This window comes from Rathayibacter sp. AY1A4 (assembly GCF_002930955.1).
Taxonomy (GTDB): Bacteria; Actinomycetota; Actinomycetes; order Actinomycetales; family Microbacteriaceae; genus Rathayibacter.
This window is the reverse complement of the sequence record NZ_PSTN01000024.1, coordinates 32,226-50,124: the sequence shown is the minus strand read 5'-3', so window position 1 is coordinate 50,124 and position 17,899 is coordinate 32,226. Positions and strand designations below refer to the sequence as shown.

The following is a 17,899-nucleotide window of genomic DNA, read 5'->3' as shown; positions in this document are numbered from 1 at the left end:
GGCCCTCCCCCGCCCTCCCCGACGGCACCCTCCCGCCCGCAGACCGTACGAGCCCGGGCTCGCGGCGCTCGCGCTGGGCCTGCTCGCGCTCGCGTCCTCCGTGCATCCGCTCTGGGCCCTCCCCGCCGTCGCCGTGGCGGTCGCCGCGGTGATCGCGTCCGTGCGGGCGCTGCGGTGGGCGGGCGAGCGGAGGAGCGCGGTGGCCGGGCTCGCCTGCGCGGCTCTCGCACTGCTCGTCTGCTCCGTCACGGCACCCGCCTCCGTGCGGGCGGGCCTGGCCGTGCTGGCCTGGATCACCGCCCTGCGGCCCGGCCCGTGAGCGGGCGCGGCTCCGGTCCAGCCCGCCTCGCTACAGTGACGGCGGCCCGCGCCCGAGCGGGCCGGGAGGACGGCCACGATGGCTCAGACGGACGGTTGGATCTCGACGGCGATCTGGTGGCACGTCTACCCGCTCGGCTTCACGGGCGCCGAGGCGAGCGCCTCGGAGGGTCCGGGTCCGGACGACGAGCCGCAGCACCGCCTCCGCGCCCTGCTCCCCTGGCTCGACGACCTGCTGGCGCTGGGCTGCAACGGGCTGCTGCTCGGGCCGGTCTTCGCCTCCTCCACCCACGGCTACGACACGGTCGACCACTTCCGGATCGATCCCCGCCTCGGCGACGAGGCAGACCTCGACGCGCTGATCGCCGCGTGCCGCGAGCGCGGGATCCGGGTGCTGCTCGACGGGGTCTTCAATCACGTGGGACGGGAGCACCCCTGGTGGCGTGCCGCCGTCGCGGCCGGCGAGGGCTCCCCCGAGGCGGCGCGCTTCTCCCGCAGCGAGCGGTCGCAGGAAGTCGACGGCCTCCGCGTCGACGTGTTCGAGGGGCACGACGCTCTGGTCGAGCTCGACAACGGGAACCCCGAGGTCGCGGAGCACGTGTCCTCCGTGCTCGCGCACTGGCTCGAGCGGGGCATCGACGGCTGGCGGCTCGACGCGGCGTACGCGGTCGCGCCGGCGGCCTGGCACGCGGCGATCGACCCGGTGCGGCAGCGCTTCCCCGACGCGTGGTTCGTCGGCGAGGTCATCCACGGCGACTACACCGGCTACGTGCGGGAGTCGGGGCTCGACTCGGTCACGCAGTACGAGCTCTGGAAGGCCGTCCGCAACTCCCTCGAGGAGGCGAACCTCTTCGAGCTGGCCTGGTCCCTGAAGCGCCACGACGACTTCGTCCGCGAGTTCCTGCCCCTGACCTTCGTCGGCAACCACGACGTGACCCGGATCGCCAGCGCCGTCAGCGACGAGCGCCACCACGGCCACGCCACGGCGATCCTCGGCTTCGTCGCAGGCGTGCCGAGCATCTACTCCGGCGACGAGCGGGGCCTGCGCGGCGTCAAGGAGGAGCGGATCGGCGGCGACGACGCGATCCGCCCGGAGTTCCCGGCCGATCCCGCCGAGTGGCCGGGCGGGGAGGCCTACCGGGCCCACCAGGAGGTCGTCGCGTTCCGCCGACGGAACCCGTGGCTGGTCGGCGCGAGCACCCGCACGGTCGACCTCTCCAACACCGCCGTGATGCTCGTGGCGGAGGGCCCGGAGGGACGCACCGCGCGGCTCGCGCTGAACATCGACGACGAGACGGCGACCGTCGGCGGCGTCCAGGTCGCTCCCCACTCCTGGTCGCTGCACGACTGACCCGGCGCGCAGGCGGCCCGGCAGTGCGCGACGGAGCGTCGACCTCCGGGGGCCCGTCCTCTACGCTCGGGCGCATGCCGAGACCTGCACGAGGACCCTCCGACGGACGAGCCGACTCGATCGACGACGCCGGGATGCCGGCGTCCGGACTCGAGCAGGCGTTCGCCGCCCCCGTCGACCCGGAGAGCGACCCCGGACCGGGCGAGAGGAGCGGCCTCTCGAGCCGCATCGCCCAGGAGCTGCTCGAGGACGGCTTCGGCCTCGACGCGAGCGACGAGGAGGCCCCGTCCCGCGCCGTCGAGATCGACGATCCCTCCCGCGCCGTCGGTGACGATCCCGCCCACCCCGTGCACGGCTCGATGTCCGGCGAGTTCGAGCGCCGCTGAGCCCGGCCGCCGTCGGTCGTTCGTCGTGAGCCCGGCGGCACCGCTCCGCCCGCCGGCCGTCGTCACCCCGCCGGTACCGCGCCACCCGCCGCCGGCGCCGGGTCCTGGCCGCCCGCCTGCAGCTCGGCGAGGAATCCGGGCCGGAGCACGCGCGCCTCGATCGACACGGCTCCCGAGGTCCAGCCGTCGCCGAGCGGACGCTCGGGCGTGAGCAGCACGTGGCCCGGCGTCCCCGCTCGGCCGAGGACGGCGGCGACGCGGCCCTCCGGATCGTAGAGGGCGTGGTCGACGAGCGGCCCGTAGACGGCGTGCACCGCGAAGTCCTCGCGGCTGCCGAGGAGGACGGGCAGCAGCTCCTCGCCCGGGCGCAGGCCGTGGGGCCACCAGCGGAAGCGCTCGACGAGCTCGTGGCAGGCGGCGCACGAGGGCGAGAAGAAGACGAGGTGCGTCGCCGGGTGGGACAGCTCCTCAAGCGTCAGGAGCTCGCCGGCCACCGTGACGAACGCGAGGTCGGCGGCCGAGAGGTCGCCCTCGGGCGCGCGCCCCGGCGCGGACTCCCTGTCGGCTGCGGACAGGCGGGCGGCCGCCCGGACGCGAGCGGCCGTCGACGCCGCACGGCGGTCGCGCACCAGCACGAGCGAGACCGCGGCGAGAGCGGCGGCGAGCCCGGACGCCGCCGCCGAGGCACCGCCGCCGCCGAGCAGCGCGGCCGGAGCGAGCCCGCCGAGGGCCCCGGCGACCGCGAGCGCGAGCAGCACCGCGTTCCTCGCGACGGTGCGTCCGGTCATCCGCGCCGAGCCCAGCCCGCCGAAGCACTCGCAGTCGACGTCCTCCGTCGCGCGGACCGCGCGGACGGCGACGACGAGGAACACGGCGTCGAGGAGCGCCACCGGCACGAGGGCGGCACGGTGCGCCGGAGCGGGCGCCAGCACCACCGCGGCGCCCAGCGCGATCTCGACGGCGGGGAAGGCGGCCGCGAACCAGCCGCGGCGACGGAGGAGGAGGGTGACCCCGAGCGCCTCGAGGCTCGCCCGGAACCGCTCCGCGCGGCCGAGCTTCAGGGCACCGCTGACGACGAGCACCGCGCCCGCGCACCACGCGGCGATCGCGAGAACCGCCTCCAGCATCCGTCGCCCTCCTCGCTCGGCATCGACCCGCGCGACGCTACCGGCGCGGACCGGCCTCCCGCGGCCGAGGCGGGGAACGGGGCGGAGACGGCGCGATCCGGCGCGTTCCGCCCGCCGGACGAGCCGCTGCCAGCGCATCCGGCCCCCCGATCCGTCCAGGCGGGGCACCCCCGGGCTCCCTCCCGGTCCCGGACGGCCGCTCCGCCGTACACTGCGAGAGGATCGGAGGGGTCATGCGGGGACGGCGAGCGCGCGACGAGCGGCACGGCACGGCGACGACCCCGCCTGCGGCCGCCGCTCCCCCGGCAGCGGTCCCGGCTCCGGCCCTCGCGGACTCGCCGGACGACGCCTCGGGCGACGTCTCGACCGGGATGCGGATCGCCGCCGCCTGGTCGTGGCGCTTCCTCGCCGTCGCCGGGCTCCTCTACCTCCTCGTGCGCCTCGTCTCGCTGCTGCCCGTGATCGTCGTGCCGGTGCTGATCGCGCTGCTGCTCACCGCGCTCCTCACCCCGCTGCGGAACCGGCTCGAGCGCCTGCGGCTCCCCCGCCCGCTCGCGGTCCTGGTCTCGATCGTCCTGATGCTCCTCCTGCTGACCGGCCTCGTCGGGCTGGTGATCGTGCAGTCCCGCTCCGGCTTCAGCGGAGTGGGGCAGCGCGCTCTCGACGCGGTCGACGGCGTCGAGGCGTGGCTGCGGAGCCCGCCGCTGTCGTTCTCGGACGTCCAGCTCTCGGACTGGGCGCAGCGCGCGGTCGACTGGGCCGACGCGCAGGCGTCGACGATCGCGTCCGGGGCCCTCGCCGTCGGCTCCCAGCTGGCCGAGGTCTTCGCCGGAACCCTCCTCACCCTGTTCTCGCTGATCTTCCTGCTCCTCGACGGCCGCCGGATCTGGCACTGGTTCCTCCGCCTCCTCCCCCGCCGCGCGCGCCCCGCGATGGAGCGCGGCGGCGCCGCCGGCTGGCGGACCCTCAGCCAGTTCGTGATCGCGCAGCTCGGCGTCGCCGGGATCAACGCCGTCGGCATCGGCATCGGCGCGCTCGCGCTGCAGCTGCCGCTCGTCGTGCCGATCGCGATCGTGGTGTTCCTCGGCTCGTTCGTCCCGATCCTCGGTGCGATCGTGACCGGTGCGCTCGCCGCACTGGTCGCTCTGCTGTTCAGCGGGCCCGTCGCCGCGCTGGTGATGGTCGGCGTCGTGATCCTGGTGCACCTGCTCGAGGGGCACGTGCTGCAGCCGCTCATCCTCGGGACCGCCGTGAAGGTGCATCCGCTCGCCGTGGTGCTCGGAGTCGCGACCGGGCTCGAGGTGGCCGGGCTCGCCGGGGCGCTGTTCGCGGTGCCGACCATCGCGACGCTGAACGCGGCGGTCACCGCCATGCGGGCGCGCGCGCCCGGAGCGGAGTGAGCGCGTTCGATCCGGCCGCCCGACCCGGATCGACGGTGCTGCCCGCCCTCGCCTGCCCCGTCTGCGGCGGCGCGCTCGCCCCCGATGCGCTGCCCCGCCCCTCCTCGCTCCGCTGCCCCCTCGGGCACAGCGCCGACCTCGCGCGCCAGGGCTACGCCTCGCTGCTGCGCGGGAGGCACGCGACCTCGGGCGACACCGCGGCGATGGTGCAGGCCCGCGCCGACCTGCTCGGCTCCGGCCACTACCGGGTGATCCAGGACGCGGTCGCCGCGGCCGTCCCCGCCGGCGCGCGGCTCGTGGTCGACCTCGGCTGCGGCACCGGGGCGTACCTCGCGGCCGTGCTCGAGGCGCGTCCGGCGGCGGACGGGCTGGGCCTGGACCTCTCGGCCCCGGCCGCCCGCCGCGCCGCCCGCGCGCACCCCCGGGCGGCGATCGCGACCGCCGACCTCTGGCAGCCCCTCCCGCTGGCCGACGCCTCCGCCGACGCGCTGCTCACCGTCTTCGCGCCGCGGAACGCCCCGGAGATGCGGCGGGTGCTCCGTCCGGGCGGCGTCGCCGTCGTCGTCACTCCGCGCGAGAGGCACCTGCACGAGATCCGCGAGCGGTTCGGGATGCTCGGCATCGACGCCGGCAAGGCGGAGCGGCTCGACGAGCAGCTGGCGGGGTTCGCGCTCGAGGAGCGCACCGAGCTGGACACGACGGTGCTGATGAGCGTCGACGAGCTGCGCGCCGAGGTGCTGATGGGGCCGAGTGCCCACCACGTGGATCCCGCGGCGCTGGACGCGCGGCTCGCGGCGGTGGAGGGGACGACCGCGGTGACGGTCGCGGTCACCGTGTCGCGCTTCGTGCGCGCGGAGTAGCGGCGGGCGTGCCGCCGGCCCCGCGTCAGTACGTCTCGCGCAGGCGCTCCTGGTCGACCACCGCTTCGCGGTCCGCGAGGCGGCGCAGGCCCGCGAGGGGCTGGGCCATCCGGTGGTTGCCGCGGAGGACCGGCTCGGCCCGGTCGAGGAAGGCCCAGTACCCGGCGGTCACCGGGCAGGCGTTCTCGCCCAGGCGCACCTTCGGGTCGAAGCGGCAGCCGCCGCAGTAGTCGGACATCCGGTTGATGTAGGCGCCGCCCGAGGCGTACGGCTTCGTCGCGACGACGCCGCCGTCGGCGTGCTGGGACATCCCGATCACGTTCGCCGGCATCACCCACTCCGTGCCGTCGACGAAGACGTCCACGAACCAGTCGTTGAGCTCCGCCGGATCCCACCCCCGCTGCAGTCCCCAGTTGCCGAGCACCATCAGGCGCTGGATGTGGTGCGCCCAGCCGTGCCGGTGCACGTCGTCGAGAGTCTCGTGCAGGCAGTTCGCCTCGATGCCGCTCGGGTCGAGAGCGAGCAGCTCCGCGGGCAGCGGTGTGGAGGCGCCGAGCGCACGGCTGCGGTTCCGGTACTCCGGCCCGAGGTGCCAGAACAGGTTCCAGACGTAGTCGCGCCAGCCGAGGATCTGGCGGACGAACCCCTCCGTCGCCGCGATCGGCGCGCCCCCGGCGGCGTACTCCGCCTCGGCCGCCTCGACGACCGTCCGCGGATCGAGCACGCCGAGGTTCATCGGGGCGCTGAGCAGCGAGTGCGCCATCGTCCAGTCGCCCGAGAGCATCGCGTCCTCGTAGGTCCCGAAGTCGCCCAGGCGCGACGACACGAAGTCGGCGAGCGCCGCTTCGGCCTCGGCGGGCGTCGCGGCGAAGCGGCGCGGACCGTCGGCGCCGACCAGGCGGACCGCCCCCTCGGCCTCCCAGCGCGCGAGGTCGGCGCGCACCTCCTCGTCGATGTCGTCCTCCTCCGGCCACCACGGATCGGGCAGGCCGAGCCGGGAGGCGCCCTTGGGCGGAGGCTGGCGGTTGTCGTGGTCGTAGTTCCAGCGGCCGCCCTCGGGCTGGTCGCCGCGCATCAGCACGCCGGTGCGCTCGCGGCTCCACCGGTAGAAGTCCTCCAGCAGCAGGCGCCTGCCCGAGCGGGAGAGCGCCCACTCGCGGAAGTCCTCCTCGGCCGTGATGAAGCCGCGGCTGGGCAGGACGCTCATGCCGAGCCTGCGGGCGAGGCGGCGGCCGCCGCGGGTCGGCGGGTCGATCACCTCGAGGTCGTCGCGCCCGGCGAGGGCCTCGCCGAAGGTCTCGGAGCGGACGTACTCGGCGCGGTCCCCGAGCTCGCGGGCGCGGTGGCGGAGCGCCGACAGCAGCAGCTGCGCCTTGGCGCGGTGCATCGGGCGGCGCCCGAACGCCGATCGGGCCTCGACCAGCAGCATCGGACCGCCGTCGTCGAAGGCCGGTCCGAGCTGGCCGATGACGCTCCAGCGGGTGCGAGGGGGTCTGCTCATCCTCGGAGGCTAGGCGGGCGGATCCGGCACCGGTAGGAGTTGCGCGGCACGGATGTGCAGCCGCCACGTCTTGCACCCCCGCCCCCGATGCAGAAGTCTCGGAGCGAGCGCGGCCGATCCGACCGCGCACCGACGCGACGAAGCGAGGAGGCCGCCATGGCCCACCACGACCACGACAACGAGCACCACGAGGGTCACGAGCACCACGACCACCACGAGGGTCACGACGAGCACACCGCCGGCCACGGCCGTCACGTCGCCGAGGGCACGAGCACCGAGGACACCGAGGGCGGCGAGTACACCTCGACGGAGGGCGTCTCGCACACCGCCGGCGAGGCCGAGGGCAGCTACGTCGACACCTCGGTCAACGAGCAGAGCACCGCCGACAAGGGCAGCTACGTCGACACCAGCGCCGCGGGCACCTCCGCCGAGGGCGAGGGCGAGTACACCGACCGCGACGAGTGACCCGCGCCCGGGCGCCGCGCGTCCCGCCGGGACACCGCGCTCCGGCCGGTGTCCCGGCGGGGAGCCGGCGCCTCGGCGGGACGCGGTGGTCCGCCGGCGCTTCAGGCGGGCTTCAGCGGGGCCGCGGCTAGCCTGGGCTCGCACGGGCCCCCGCGCGCCGAGCCCGGGGAGGCCGCCATCCGCATCCTGGTCGTCGACGACGAGATCAACCTGCTCCGCGCCCTCGAGACGGGCCTGGAGGCCGAGGGCTTCGCCGTGGACACCGCCACCACCGGCACCGACGCCCTCTGGTACGCGCAGGAGGCCGACTACGCCGCCATCGTCCTCGACCTGATGCTCCCGGACGTCAGCGGCTTCCGCGTCTGCGAGCGGCTGCGCGCCGCCGAGGACTGGACTCCGATCCTGATGCTCACCGCGAAGGACGGCGACCTCGACCAGGTCGAGGCCCTCGACACCGGCGCCGACGACTACCTCACCAAGCCGTTCTCGTTCCCGGTGCTCGTCGCGCGGCTGCGCGCCCTCATCCGCCGCGGAGCCGCCGAGCGGCCCACGGTGCGCGTCGTCGGCGATCTCGTGCTGGATCCGGCGTCCCGGAGCGTCGAGCGGGGCGGAGTCGCCGTGCCGCTGACCGCGCGCGAGTTCAGCGTCCTCGAGTACTTCGTCTCGCGGGCGGGCGAGGTCGTCTCGAAACGCGACGTCCTCGGAGCCGTCTGGGACTTCGACTACGACGGCGACCCGAACATCGTCGAGGTCTACGTCCGCACCCTGCGCAACAAGATCGACCGGCCCTTCGGCCGCGACACCCTCCGCACCCGGCGCGGGGCGGGCTACACGCTGGTGGCCGGGTGAGCCGCCGGAGCCTGCGGACCCGCATCACCGCGGCCGCGACCGCCGTGGTGGCCGCCGCCGCGCTCCTCGGGAGCGTGCTCTTCGTCCTGGTCCTCTCCTCCGTGCTCGCCTCGAGCGCCGCCTCCGCCGCCGACGCCGAGGCGGAGCGGGTCGCGGCGCTGGTCGAGCAGGGCGGCCCGGAGGCCGTCCGCGGCTCGGAGGGACTGGTCCAGCTCGTGGTCGACGGGCGGGTGACAGCCGCGGGCGAGGACGCGGAGGACCTCCCTCCGCTCGCGCTGGCCGAGAGCGACGACCCGGTCACGGTCGACGTGGACGACGAGGGGGCGGTGGTGGTCGCCGCCCGCGAGCTCGACGACGACTCCCTCGTCGTGGTCGGCGTGCCCGACGAGGGCCGCGAGGAGGCGGTGTCCACGACGATCGGGCTGCTCGCGGTCGCCGTCCCGCTGCTGATCGCGCTGGTGGCGGTGGTGTGCGCCGTCGTCGTCGGCCGGGCGCTGCGCCCCGTGGAGCGGATGCGCGAGGAGGCCGAGGCGGTCACCTCCTCCGCCCTGGACCGCCGGATCGCCGCTCCCGGCTCCGGCGACGAGGTCGACCGGCTGGCGCACACCCTCAACCGGATGCTCGATCGGCTGCAGAGCGGGCAGGAGCGGCAGCGGCGCTTCGTCTCGGACGCCTCGCACGAGCTGCGCTCCCCCGTCGCGGCGCTGCGCCAGACCGCGGAGGTGGCGCTCGCGCACCCGGACCGGCTCGACTCCGCCCGGCTGGCGAGGACGGTCGCGGAGGAGTCGGTGCGGCTCGGCGGGCTGATCGAGGGCCTGCTGCTGCTCGCCCGGGCGGACGAGGCGCGCCTGGCCGTGGCGGCGGCTCCCGTGGACCTCGACGACCTCGCCCTCGGCGAGGTGCGGCGCCTGCGCGACTCCGGAGCCCGGGTCGACGCGAGCGGGATCTCGCCCGTGCAGGCGGTGGCCGACGAGGCCCTGCTCTCGCGGGCGCTGCGGAACCTGGTCGACAACGCGGTGCGGCACCGCTCCTCGCAGCTGGCGCTCTCGACCCGGATCGACGGAGCGGAGGCGGTGCTCGCGGTGGACGACGACGGGCCGGGGATCCCGGCGGCGGAGTGCGAGCGGGTGCTCGAGCGCTTCGTCCGCCTCGACGAGGGCCGGGCGCGCGACGCCGGAGGGTCGGGCCTCGGCCTGGCGATCGTCGCCGGGATCGCCCGGGCCCACGGCGGACGGGTCGTCGTCGGCGACTCGGCGCTGGGCGGCGCCCGGGTCGAGGTGCGGGTGCCGCTCGTCCGCTGAGCGGGCGCTTCAGGCCTGCTTCAGCGCCCGACCGCGAGAGTGCTGGAGGCGTCGACGAGCGGCGCCGGGACGGAGCCATCGTGCAGAAGAAGACGAAGATCATCGCCGGGATCGCCGGAGCGGTCGTGCTGATCGGAGCCGGGACGGGCATCGCCTACGCCGCGACCGACGGCTTCGAGGGGTCCGACTCCCTCACCGGCAGCGACCTGGACCGCGCGAGCGAGGCCGCGCTCGCCGAGATCGGCGGCGGGACCGTCACCTCGGCCGAGCGCGACGACGACGGCGCCACCGGCTACGAGCTGGACCTGACCGACCGCGCCGGCCTCGAGTACGAGGTGCGCCTCGACGACTCCTTCGCCGTCGTGTCCGTGGACCCCGACGACCGCGCTCTCCAGGCCGGCTCCGGCGACGACGGCGTGCCTGCCGGTGACCCGACCGCGGCCGCCGTGGACCCGGACGACCTCACCGGCGACGACCTCGCCCGCGCGAGCGAGGCGGCGCTGGGCGCCGTCGGCTCCGGGACCGTCACCGAGGCCGAGCGCAGCGACGACGCCGGCCACGCCTTCGAGGTGGAGGTCACCCGCGAGGACGGCACGGACGTGGACGTCGAGCTCGACGCCGCGTTCGCCGTGCTCTCGACGCAGGAGTAGCGCTCTAGCGGCCGCCGGGGCCCTTCGCGGCCCCGGGCGCGGCACCGCTGCCCGCGGGGGCGCCGACCCCGGTCGCCGCACCGCGAGCGCCGGGGCCGTTGCCGTTGCCGCCCGCGTTGCCGTTGCCGTTGCCGCCCGCGTTGCCGTTGCCGTTGCCGGGAGCGTTCCCGCTGTTCCCGGGTGCGTCGCCGCTGTTCCCCGGAGCGTCCCCGCTGTTCCCCGGAGCGTCCTCGCCGGGAGCGGCCGGGGTCTCCTCCGCGGGCTCCTCCGGCTCGGTCGGCGTCTCCTCCGGCTCCGACTCCTCGGGCGAGGGGGCGGGGTCGTCCTCGGTCTCGACGGGGGCCGGCGTGTCCTCCGGCTCCTCCTCGACCGGGGTCGTCTCCTCGGGAGCCGGGGCGGTCGTCTCGGCCGGCGCCGGCTCCGGGGCTCCCGCGATCAGGGCCTCGAGGTCGGCGCGGACGACGTCAACCTGCGCCTGCACCGTCGCTGCGCGGTCGGAGCTGACGGAGTCCTCGGCGAGCGCGGCGTCGAGCGCCGACTGCAGCGAGGCGAGCTCGGTGAGAGCGCCCTGGTAGTCGTCGGCCGAGGCCTTCTCGGCGACGGCCACCACCGCGTCGTCGAGGGTCTGGGCGGTGCCCTCGTCGATGCCCTGCGGCGCGGAGGAGCATCCGCTCAGCAGCAGGACCGAGGCGAGCACGGCGCCGGCGGCGCGCAGTCGGAGGCCCCTCACGAGCGGATGCTCTCGCGCAGCTGACGGAGGTGGTCGCCCAGCTCGCCGTCCACCTGCGGCAGTGGCGACTGGGGACCGTCGATCAGGATGATCGCGAGCCCGACGGCGACCGCGACCAGCGCGAGCACCAGCACGATCAGCCACGGGCTCGGGCCGCGGCGCTGCGGAGGGGCGGCCGCGGGGTGGAGCGGAGCCGTGCGCGGCGCCGGAGCGGTCTGCGGCGCCGGAGCGATCCGCGGTGCCGGAGCGATCCGCTCGGTCGCGGTGAAGCGCTGCGTCGGAGCGATCGCCTCCGTGGCCGGGTACGCGTCGGCCGCGAGCCGGCGGGTCGGATCGAGCGCCTCCGTCCGCGTGATCGGCTCGGTCTCGGCGAGCGGCTCCGTCGACATCACCCGGGTGGCGGGGACGTCGGGGACGACGATGGCCGCCGGCGGGGAGTCGCGCCGCGGATCGATCAGGCGGCGCGCCGACTCCGCCACCTGCAGCGCGGCGGGACGCTCGCCGGGCTCGCGCCGCGTCATCGCGGTCAGGAGCGAGGTCCAGCCGCTGCCGAGCGACTCCGACACCTCGGGGTCGCGGAGCAGACGGGCGAGCGTGACCTCGATCGCCGAGCCCGTGAACGGGCGGCGGCCGGTCAGCGACTCCAGGAGCACCAGGCCGAGGGAGTAGATGTCGCTCGCCGAGGTGACCGGGTCGCCGTGCGCCTGCTCGGGGCTGAGGTAGGCGGCGGTGCCGATGAGGGTGCCGGGCGCGGTGATCCGCGTCGCGTCGATGAGGGAGGCGATGCCGAAGTCGGCCAGCTTCGGGCGGAACTCGCGGCTCGTCAGCGGGCTCGGGACGAGCAGCACGTTCGACGGCTTCACGTCGCGGTGCACGACTCCGGCCGCGTGGACCGTGTGCAGGGCCTCGCCGAGGTCGCCCGCCATCGAGGCGACGTCGTTCGGCGCGACCGGGCCCTCGGCGAGCCGCTCGGACAGGCTCGGGCCCTCGGCGAGCTCCATCACCATGTAGGCCTGGCCGTTGGTGTCGTCGCCGCCGTCGTGCGCGTCGTAGAGGGTGACGAGGGCGGGGTGGTTGAGGGCCGCGAGCAGCCGGATCTCGGACGCCTTGCGCTGCAGGTCCTGCGCGTCGTCGATGCCGGGGGCGAACATCTTCAGCGCGACGGAGCGGCCGAGGACGCCGTCTCGCGCCCGGTAGACCGTGGCCATGCCGCCGCGGCCGATGAGCTCCTCGATCGTGTACCGGCCGTCGACCGTCGACCCGACGATGCGGGTGTCGCCTGTCCGGTGGGATGCCACGGGTCCTCCTCGCGGTCGGCGGCGGGTGTGCCGCGCCCCCCGGTGCGACCGTCGACCCAGGGTAGTACGTCGACCCTGCACGCCGCCCTCCCCCGGCCGGGCTGTCAAGCGGGTGCCCCCGCGCGCGCCCCGACGTAGCGTCGGAGGTCCCGACGAAAGGCGACGACATGGACCAGGACCGCACGGAGCAGGACGACCAGGGCTCGACCATCGGCAAGCCGGACGGGGCGGCGCCCGCCACCTCCTCCGAGAGCGAGACCATCGAGAAGGACATCTCGGAGTCGCCCGGCAGCGAGCGCGAGACCGAGGCCAAGCAGGACTCGGACCCGGCGGAGAGCCGCACCGAGGTCTCCGGCTCGGCCGAGGTGAAGGCCGTGCCCGGCACGGGCGGCCCGGACGACGTGGGCGACGTCGAGGTCGACCCCGACGAGGTCTCGCTGAACGGCAAGCCGTTCCCGGGTCACGCCGGCACGAAGTAGGACGCCCGGGAGGGGCGGGGCCGCGGCTCCGCCCCTCCCGTGCTCTCCGGTCCACCCACCATCGGTCGTCCGCCCTCGCCCGGAGGTTCCGCGGACCGCGCGGATCGTCCCGCGCCTGTCAGGCGAGCGGCGTCAGGCGACCGGCGTCAGCAGGCCCGGGTCGCGGCGGTCGACGGTGCGGGAGTTGTTCACGCGGCGGTCGACCGGGTGGGCCGTGACGGTCGAGGCCATCGCGACGGACGCCCGGTCGAGGGTGGCGAGCATCTCCTCGGCGGAGGCGAGCGGAGCCGGGTCGAGCCAGGCGTCGCGCACGTCGGGCGTGAGGAACACGGGCATCCGGTCGTGCACCTCGCCGGAGGCGTCGCGCGCCTCGCGGGTGATGATCGTGAAGGAGACGCGCCAGTCGTCGCCCTCCTTGCGGCCCGTGTAGAGGCCGGCCGCGGCGAGGATCGGCTCCTCGCCCTGCAGGAACCAGGGCTGCTTGCCGTCGGCGCGGGTCTCCCACTCGTAGTACCCGCGCATCGGCACGATCGCGCGCTGCTTGGCGAACGCCCCGCGGAACAGGCCGTTCGTCGCGACCGACTCGAGGCGCGCGTTGATCGGCGAGGGCCCCCTGCCCTTCGACCAGGACGGGGTGAAGCCCCAGGACGCGAGCTCCAGCTCGCGCTCCCGCTCGCCGTCGTGGAGCCGCTCGCGCACGATCGGCGCGACGTCGGTGGGAGCGACGCTGTAGTCGGGCGCCCAGTCCTCGGCGCGCCCGCCCGCGGCGACGAACTCGCGGATCAGCTCATCGGTCTCGGAGTCCATCGCGAAGCGGCCGCACATGCGGGACAGGCTACGCCGCACCTCCGACGCCGCGCGAGGCGCCCGGTCCGACCACCCGGGACTTCGCGGACCAGAAGCGCATCAGCGCGCCGGCGAGGATCGAGCCCAGCGCGCCGGCGGCGAGATCGCCGAGCGTGTCCTCGTAGCCGACGAAGATCGAGGAGTCGATGAAGCGGTGCCCCGCCCACTCGCCCCACTCCCACAGGACGCCCGCCGTCGTCCCGAAGCAGGCGCAGAGCACGACCGCCGGGAGCAGCGGCCCGCGATCGCCCGCGACGGCCGGCACGACTCCGGCCCGCGCGGCGACGATGTAGGCCACCGCGGCGATCAGCCCGTTGAGCACGCAGTGCACGACCAGGTCCCACTGCGGCCAGGCCTCGTAGAGGCCGAGGACGCTGCTCCAGGACGCCACGAGCAGCGCGAGCCCGAAGAGGGCGTCGAGCGCCGGACGGATGCCGAGGAAGCGCGGCAGCACCAGCCCGATCGCCGCGAGCGCGAGCACCGCCACGTCCACCAGGTCCCAGCCGATCGCGGCCGCCACGATGCTCGCCGCCCCGATCGCGCGGATGCCGTCGGCCGTCCACTCCCCGCGGGTGCGCGGGGGCTCGAGGAAGGTCTCGACGAGGGCGGAGCCGCTCACGGGCTCGTGAAGCGCAGCACGGCCTGGACCGGCTCGTGGTCGGAGGGCGCCGCTCCCCCGTAGCGGACGGCGTTGATCCCCGCGGAGACGACCTCGAAGGCGCCCTCGCTGACGAGCAGCCAGTCGATCCGCTTGCCCGGCGCCGGCGCGCGGTAGTTCGAGAAGGTGCTCCACGAGTGGGTGAGGTGCTTCTCCGCCGTCTCCCACGCGTCCGCGAGGCGGCCCTCCTCGAGGATCGTCCGGTAGGGGACGGTGTCGACGTCGGTGTTGGTGTCGCCCATCACGATCGCGGGGCGTCCGAGCTCGAGGACGCGGCGGGCGATCAGCTCGGCGGAGCGCTGGCGCGAGCGCCGCGAGATGTGGTCGAAGTGGGTCGAGACCACGGTGAGCTCGCGGCTGGTCGCGTGATCGGTCAGCTCCGCGATCACGGCGGTGCGCGGGATGCGGTTGCCCCAGCTGCGCGAGCCGGCGACGTCCGGGGTGTCCGAGAGGGCGATCTGGGTCCAGTGCCGGACGGCGTAGCGGCTGCGGTCGACGAAGAGCATCACGCGCTCGCCGCCGCGGTCCGCGTCCCGGCCGAAGCCCATCGCCTCGAAGGAGGAGCCCAGCGCCTCGTGCACGGCGGCCGACTGGTCCGGCAGCGCCTCCTGCACGGCGAGGATCGAGGGGCGCTCCTGCTCCAGCACCCGCTGGACGAGCGGGCGGCGCCGGTCCCACTGGTCGACGGCGCGGGAGGTGAGGCGCGGCATCCGCCGGCGGATGTTGTAGGTCATCACGTGCAGATCGGGCGCCTCGGTCGGGCCGATCAGAGGCGTCGCGTCGATCATCACTCCACCCTACGGGGGCGGATCGAGGTGCTACGGAGGCTTGCGGTGACCGCTCCCGGCCGCTCTACTTCGGACATGCCCCTCTCCCAGGACCTCACCGCTCTCGCCGACGAGCGCTTCGTCTCGCTCACCACGTTCCGGAAGTCCGGGGACGCCGTCTCGACCCCGGTCTGGATCGCCCGCGACGGCGACGAGCTGATCGTCACCACTCCCCGCCGCAGCGGCAAGGTGAAGCGCCTCCGCAACGACGCGCGGGTGACCCTCGTCCCCTGCGACCGCCGCGGCCGCGTCTCCGACTACGCGGTGCCGGTCGAGGCCGCCGCGGAGATCGACGCCGACCCCGGCGAGGTGGAGCGCCTGGGCCGCGTGTTCCTGGCGAAGTACCGGCTCGAGTACCGCGTGTTCCTCCTGATCGAGGGCCTGGTCACCCGCGCCGACCGCACCCGCGTGATGCTCCGCGTCTCCGACCGCTGACCCGGCACCGCCCTACACCCCCGGAGGCTCCCGCCGGAAGGCCTGGGGGCCGCCGGACCCGAGGTCTACCGTGGGGCGATCGCCGGTGCCCCTGCGCGCTTCCCGCGCGCGCTCCGGCGGCAGTCAGAAGGAGCACGCAATGAGCATCGGAGCAGGGATCTTCCTCCTCGTCGTCGGCGCGGTCCTCGCCTTCGCGGTGGACGTGCAGGTGTCCGGGATCGACCTGAAGCTGGTCGGCTACATCCTCATGGCGGCCGGAGCGGTCGGCCTGATCCTCGGGCTGGTCCTGCTGACGCGCCGCCGCCAGGCCGTCTCGACCACGCGCTCGGCCGTCGACCCGGCCAGCGGCGAGCAGGTCACCCGCCGCTCGAGCGAGAGCGACGGCCCGCTGATCTGATCGGCGGAACGACGAAGGGCGGGACCTCGCGGTCCCGCCCTTCGTCGTTCACGGCCCTACTCGGCGGGCTCGTCCGGCTCGCCGCCGGAGACGGTGTCGGTGTCGCCGCCACCGGAGGAGGTGTCCGTCCCGGTGCCGTCGGGGAGGTCCTCGGTCTTCTCGGTGTCCTCACCCGTGGTGCGGTCGGTGCTCATGGCGCTCTCCCTTCGCGTCGGCGACCTGCCGACCCTCCCACTCTGCTCCGCCCGCGCCTCGCGGGGCAGGGGGTAGCGGAGGCGGAGGCCGGCGTGGAAGGCGCCTACTCCTCGACGACGATGGTGGTGATGACCGGGTTCCGGCGGTGGCGGCGGGTCAGCCAGCGGCCGAGGGTGCGCGTGATCAGCGCCTCCATGGCCTCGAGCTCGACCGGCTTGCCCGCGGCCTGCAGGACGGCGTCGTCGATCGCCTTGCTCGCGTTGGCCTTCCAGCCCGGCTCCTCGACGAAGCCGCGGGTGAAGAACTCGACCGGCTCGCCGAGCGTGCCGCGGTCCAGGTCGGCGATGGCGAGGACCGTGATGGCCCCCTCCTCGGCGAGGACGATGCGGTCGTTCATCGCGTCCTCGGTGGCGACGCCCATCGTGGTGCCGTCGACCAGGATCTGGTCGGCCGGGATGCGCCCGCTGATGCGCGAGCGGCCCTTCACCAGGTCGATCGAGACGCCGTCCTCGATGACGAAGACGTCCTTCTCGTCGATCCCGGTGCGGGTCGCGATCGCCGCGTTCGCGGTGAGGTGGCGCCACTCGCCGTGCACGGGGAGCACCGCGGTGGGGCGCAGGATGTTGTAGCAGTAGGCGAGCTCGCCCGCGCTGGCGTGACCCGAGACGTGCACCTTGGCGTTGCCCTTGTGCACGACCGTGGCGCCCCAGCGGGTGAAGGCGTTGATGATCCGGTAGATCGCGTTCTCGTTGCCGGGGATCAGCGAGCTGGCCAGCAGCACGGTGTCGCCGGGGCCGATGTCGATGATGTGGTCCTTGTTGGCCATGCGCGAGAGCGCCGCCATCGGCTCGCCCTGCGAACCGGTGCAGATCATCACGATCTCGGTCGCGGGGAGCTTCTCGAGCACCTTCATGTCGACGACGAGGCCGGCCGGGATCTTGAGGTAGCCCAGGTCGGCGGCGATGCCCATGTTGCGGACCATCGAGCGGCCGACGAAGGCGACCTTGCGGCCGTGGCGCTGCGCGGCGTCGAGAACCTGCTGGATGCGGTGCACGTGGCTCGCGAAGCTGGACACGACGATGCGGCGCGGCGCGGTGCGGAACACCTGGTCGATCGCGGGGGCGAGGTCGCCCTCCGAGATCGCGAAGCCGGGGACGTCGGCGTTCGTGGAGTCGACCAGGAACAGGTCGACGCCCTCGTCGCCGAGGCGCGCGAAGCCGGGGAGGTCGGTGGTGCGCCCGTCGAGCGGGAACTGGTCCATCTTGAAGTCGCCCGTGTGCAGCACGAGGCCGGCCTCGGTGCGGATCGCGACGGCGAGCCCGTCCGGGATGGAGTGGTTCACGGCGAGGAACTCGAGGTCGAAGACGCCGGCGTCGATCCGGTCGCCCTCCTTCACCGGGCGCGTGCGCGGCGTGATGCGGTGCTCCTGCAGCTTCGCGCTGATCAGCGCGAGGGTGAAGGTCGAGGCGATGATCGGGATGTCGCCGCGCTCCTTGAGGAGGTACGGCACGCCGCCGATGTGGTCCTCGTGGCCGTGGGTGAGGACGATGGCCTCGATGTCCTTCAGGCGCGAGCGGATCGCGGCGAAGTCGGGGAGGATCACGTCGATGCCGGGCTGGTTCTCCTCGGGGAAGAGGACGCCGCAGTCGACGATGAGCAGCTTGCCCTTGTGCTCGAAGACGGTCATGTTGCGGCCGATCTCGCCGAGGCCGCCGAGCGGGGTGATCCGCATGGCGCCCTTCTCGAGGGGCTTGGGCTTGGGGAGCTCGAGGTGGTGGCGGGCGGGCTTGGCGGTTCTGGCGTTTCTCATGCGGTTCTTCCGGGAG

General features: G+C 74.8%; 21 protein-coding genes. 12 read left to right on the top strand and 9 right to left on the bottom strand.

Annotated elements, in window-relative coordinates; all coding sequences use genetic code 11:
• From C5B92_RS17390 to C5B92_RS13610, 3 genes are all read left to right on the top strand, one after another.
• Positions 1-319 (top strand): hypothetical protein (locus tag C5B92_RS17390; RefSeq protein ID WP_219814354.1); only part of this gene is annotated, 319 nt, incomplete at its 5' end.
• Positions 320-397: 78 nt separating this feature from the next.
• The gene (locus tag C5B92_RS13615) at positions 398-1,669 is read left to right on the top strand and encodes an alpha-amylase family glycosyl hydrolase (protein WP_104256455.1); all 1,272 of its coding nucleotides are present in this window, start codon (positions 398-400) and stop codon (positions 1,667-1,669) included.
• Between the two features lie 74 nt (positions 1,670-1,743).
• Positions 1,744-2,055 (top strand): hypothetical protein, encoded by a 312-nt coding sequence (locus C5B92_RS13610; protein WP_146078496.1) that lies wholly within the window; start codon positions 1,744-1,746, stop codon positions 2,053-2,055.
• A 62-nt stretch (positions 2,056-2,117) separates the two neighbouring features.
• Here the strand turns inward: C5B92_RS13610 and C5B92_RS13605 are convergent, their stop codons facing one another.
• Positions 2,118-3,182 carry a MauE/DoxX family redox-associated membrane protein gene (locus C5B92_RS13605; RefSeq protein WP_104274546.1) on the bottom strand — a complete coding sequence of 355 codons (1,065 nt, stop codon included), beginning with the start codon at positions 3,180-3,182 and terminating at the stop codon, positions 2,118-2,120.
• 233 nt (positions 3,183-3,415) lie between these two features.
• On the opposite strand from C5B92_RS13605, the gene C5B92_RS13600 reads away from it, so the two are divergent.
• Positions 3,416-4,582: an AI-2E family transporter gene (locus tag C5B92_RS13600; protein WP_104274545.1), complete on the top strand. Its 1,167-nt coding sequence runs from the start codon at positions 3,416-3,418 to the stop codon at positions 4,580-4,582.
• Positions 4,579-5,442, top strand: a complete 864-nt coding sequence (locus C5B92_RS13595) for a methyltransferase domain-containing protein (RefSeq protein WP_104274544.1) — start codon at positions 4,579-4,581, stop codon at positions 5,440-5,442. Before C5B92_RS13600 ends, C5B92_RS13595 begins: the two co-directional genes overlap by 4 nt.
• A gap of 25 nt (positions 5,443-5,467) precedes the next feature.
• Here C5B92_RS13595 and C5B92_RS13590 read toward each other — a convergent pair whose 3' ends face one another.
• On the bottom strand, positions 5,468-6,943 hold the full coding sequence (locus tag C5B92_RS13590; protein WP_104350491.1) for a cryptochrome/photolyase family protein: 1,476 nt from the start codon (positions 6,941-6,943) through the stop codon (positions 5,468-5,470).
• 156 nt (positions 6,944-7,099) lie between these two features.
• Between C5B92_RS13590 and C5B92_RS17385 the strand changes: the two genes are divergently transcribed.
• The 4 genes from C5B92_RS17385 (at position 7,100) to C5B92_RS13570 (ending at position 10,208) form a co-directional block, all read left to right on the top strand.
• Entirely contained in the window at positions 7,100-7,408 is a 309-nt protein-coding gene (locus C5B92_RS17385) for a hypothetical protein (RefSeq protein ID WP_181027115.1), read from the top strand.
• A 177-nt stretch (positions 7,409-7,585) separates the two neighbouring features.
• Positions 7,586-8,257 carry a response regulator transcription factor gene (locus tag C5B92_RS13580; protein WP_104222956.1) on the top strand — a complete coding sequence of 224 codons (672 nt, stop codon included), beginning with the start codon at positions 7,586-7,588 and terminating at the stop codon, positions 8,255-8,257.
• Positions 8,254-9,558 (top strand): cell wall metabolism sensor histidine kinase WalK, encoded by a 1,305-nt coding sequence (locus C5B92_RS13575; RefSeq protein WP_104274542.1) that lies wholly within the window; start codon positions 8,254-8,256, stop codon positions 9,556-9,558. Before C5B92_RS13580 ends, C5B92_RS13575 begins: the two co-directional genes overlap by 4 nt.
• A gap of 80 nt (positions 9,559-9,638) precedes the next feature.
• Entirely contained in the window at positions 9,639-10,208 is a 570-nt protein-coding gene (locus C5B92_RS13570; RefSeq protein WP_104274541.1) for a PepSY domain-containing protein, read from the top strand.
• A 4-nt stretch (positions 10,209-10,212) separates the two neighbouring features.
• Here the strand turns inward: C5B92_RS13570 and C5B92_RS13565 are convergent, their stop codons facing one another.
• On the bottom strand, positions 10,213-10,938 hold the full coding sequence (locus tag C5B92_RS13565; RefSeq protein WP_104274540.1) for a hypothetical protein: 726 nt from the start codon (positions 10,936-10,938) through the stop codon (positions 10,213-10,215).
• Positions 10,935-12,236 (bottom strand): serine/threonine-protein kinase, encoded by a 1,302-nt coding sequence (locus C5B92_RS13560; RefSeq protein WP_104350490.1) that lies wholly within the window; start codon positions 12,234-12,236, stop codon positions 10,935-10,937. The genes C5B92_RS13565 and C5B92_RS13560 overlap by 4 nt, the downstream gene beginning before the upstream one ends.
• A 167-nt stretch (positions 12,237-12,403) precedes the next feature.
• Between C5B92_RS13560 and C5B92_RS13555 the strand changes: the two genes are divergently transcribed.
• Positions 12,404-12,715, top strand: coding sequence for a hypothetical protein (locus C5B92_RS13555; protein WP_104222919.1), 312 nt, complete (start codon positions 12,404-12,406; stop codon positions 12,713-12,715).
• Between the two features lie 132 nt (positions 12,716-12,847).
• Here the strand turns inward: C5B92_RS13555 and C5B92_RS13550 are convergent, their stop codons facing one another.
• The 3 genes from C5B92_RS13550 to C5B92_RS13540 are packed head-to-tail and all read right to left on the bottom strand — an operon-like array spanning position 12,848 to position 15,007.
• Entirely contained in the window at positions 12,848-13,540 is a 693-nt protein-coding gene (locus C5B92_RS13550; RefSeq protein WP_104350489.1) for an SOS response-associated peptidase, read from the bottom strand.
• A gap of 10 nt (positions 13,541-13,550) precedes the next feature.
• Entirely contained in the window at positions 13,551-14,180 is a 630-nt protein-coding gene (locus C5B92_RS13545; protein WP_104226114.1) for a hypothetical protein, read from the bottom strand.
• Positions 14,177-15,007, bottom strand: a complete 831-nt coding sequence (locus C5B92_RS13540) for an endonuclease/exonuclease/phosphatase family protein (protein WP_104350488.1) — start codon at positions 15,005-15,007, stop codon at positions 14,177-14,179. Before C5B92_RS13540 ends, C5B92_RS13545 begins: the two co-directional genes overlap by 4 nt.
• 75 nt (positions 15,008-15,082) lie before the next feature.
• Between C5B92_RS13540 and C5B92_RS13535 the strand changes: the two genes are divergently transcribed.
• Together C5B92_RS13535 and C5B92_RS13530 are read left to right on the top strand one after the other, a co-directional pair.
• Entirely contained in the window at positions 15,083-15,481 is a 399-nt protein-coding gene (locus C5B92_RS13535; protein WP_104238818.1) for a PPOX class F420-dependent oxidoreductase, read from the top strand.
• A gap of 139 nt (positions 15,482-15,620) precedes the next feature.
• Positions 15,621-15,878: a DUF6458 family protein gene (locus C5B92_RS13530; protein WP_104222924.1), complete on the top strand. Its 258-nt coding sequence runs from the start codon at positions 15,621-15,623 to the stop codon at positions 15,876-15,878.
• A gap of 56 nt (positions 15,879-15,934) precedes the next feature.
• Here the strand turns inward: C5B92_RS13530 and C5B92_RS17380 are convergent, their stop codons facing one another.
• Together C5B92_RS17380 and C5B92_RS13525 are read right to left on the bottom strand one after the other, a co-directional pair.
• On the bottom strand, positions 15,935-16,072 hold the full coding sequence (locus C5B92_RS17380; protein WP_159940924.1) for a hypothetical protein: 138 nt from the start codon (positions 16,070-16,072) through the stop codon (positions 15,935-15,937).
• 104 nt (positions 16,073-16,176) lie between these two features.
• Positions 16,177-17,883: a ribonuclease J gene (locus C5B92_RS13525; RefSeq protein WP_104222925.1), complete on the bottom strand. Its 1,707-nt coding sequence runs from the start codon at positions 17,881-17,883 to the stop codon at positions 16,177-16,179.
• Positions 17,884-17,899 lie beyond the last annotated feature (16 nt).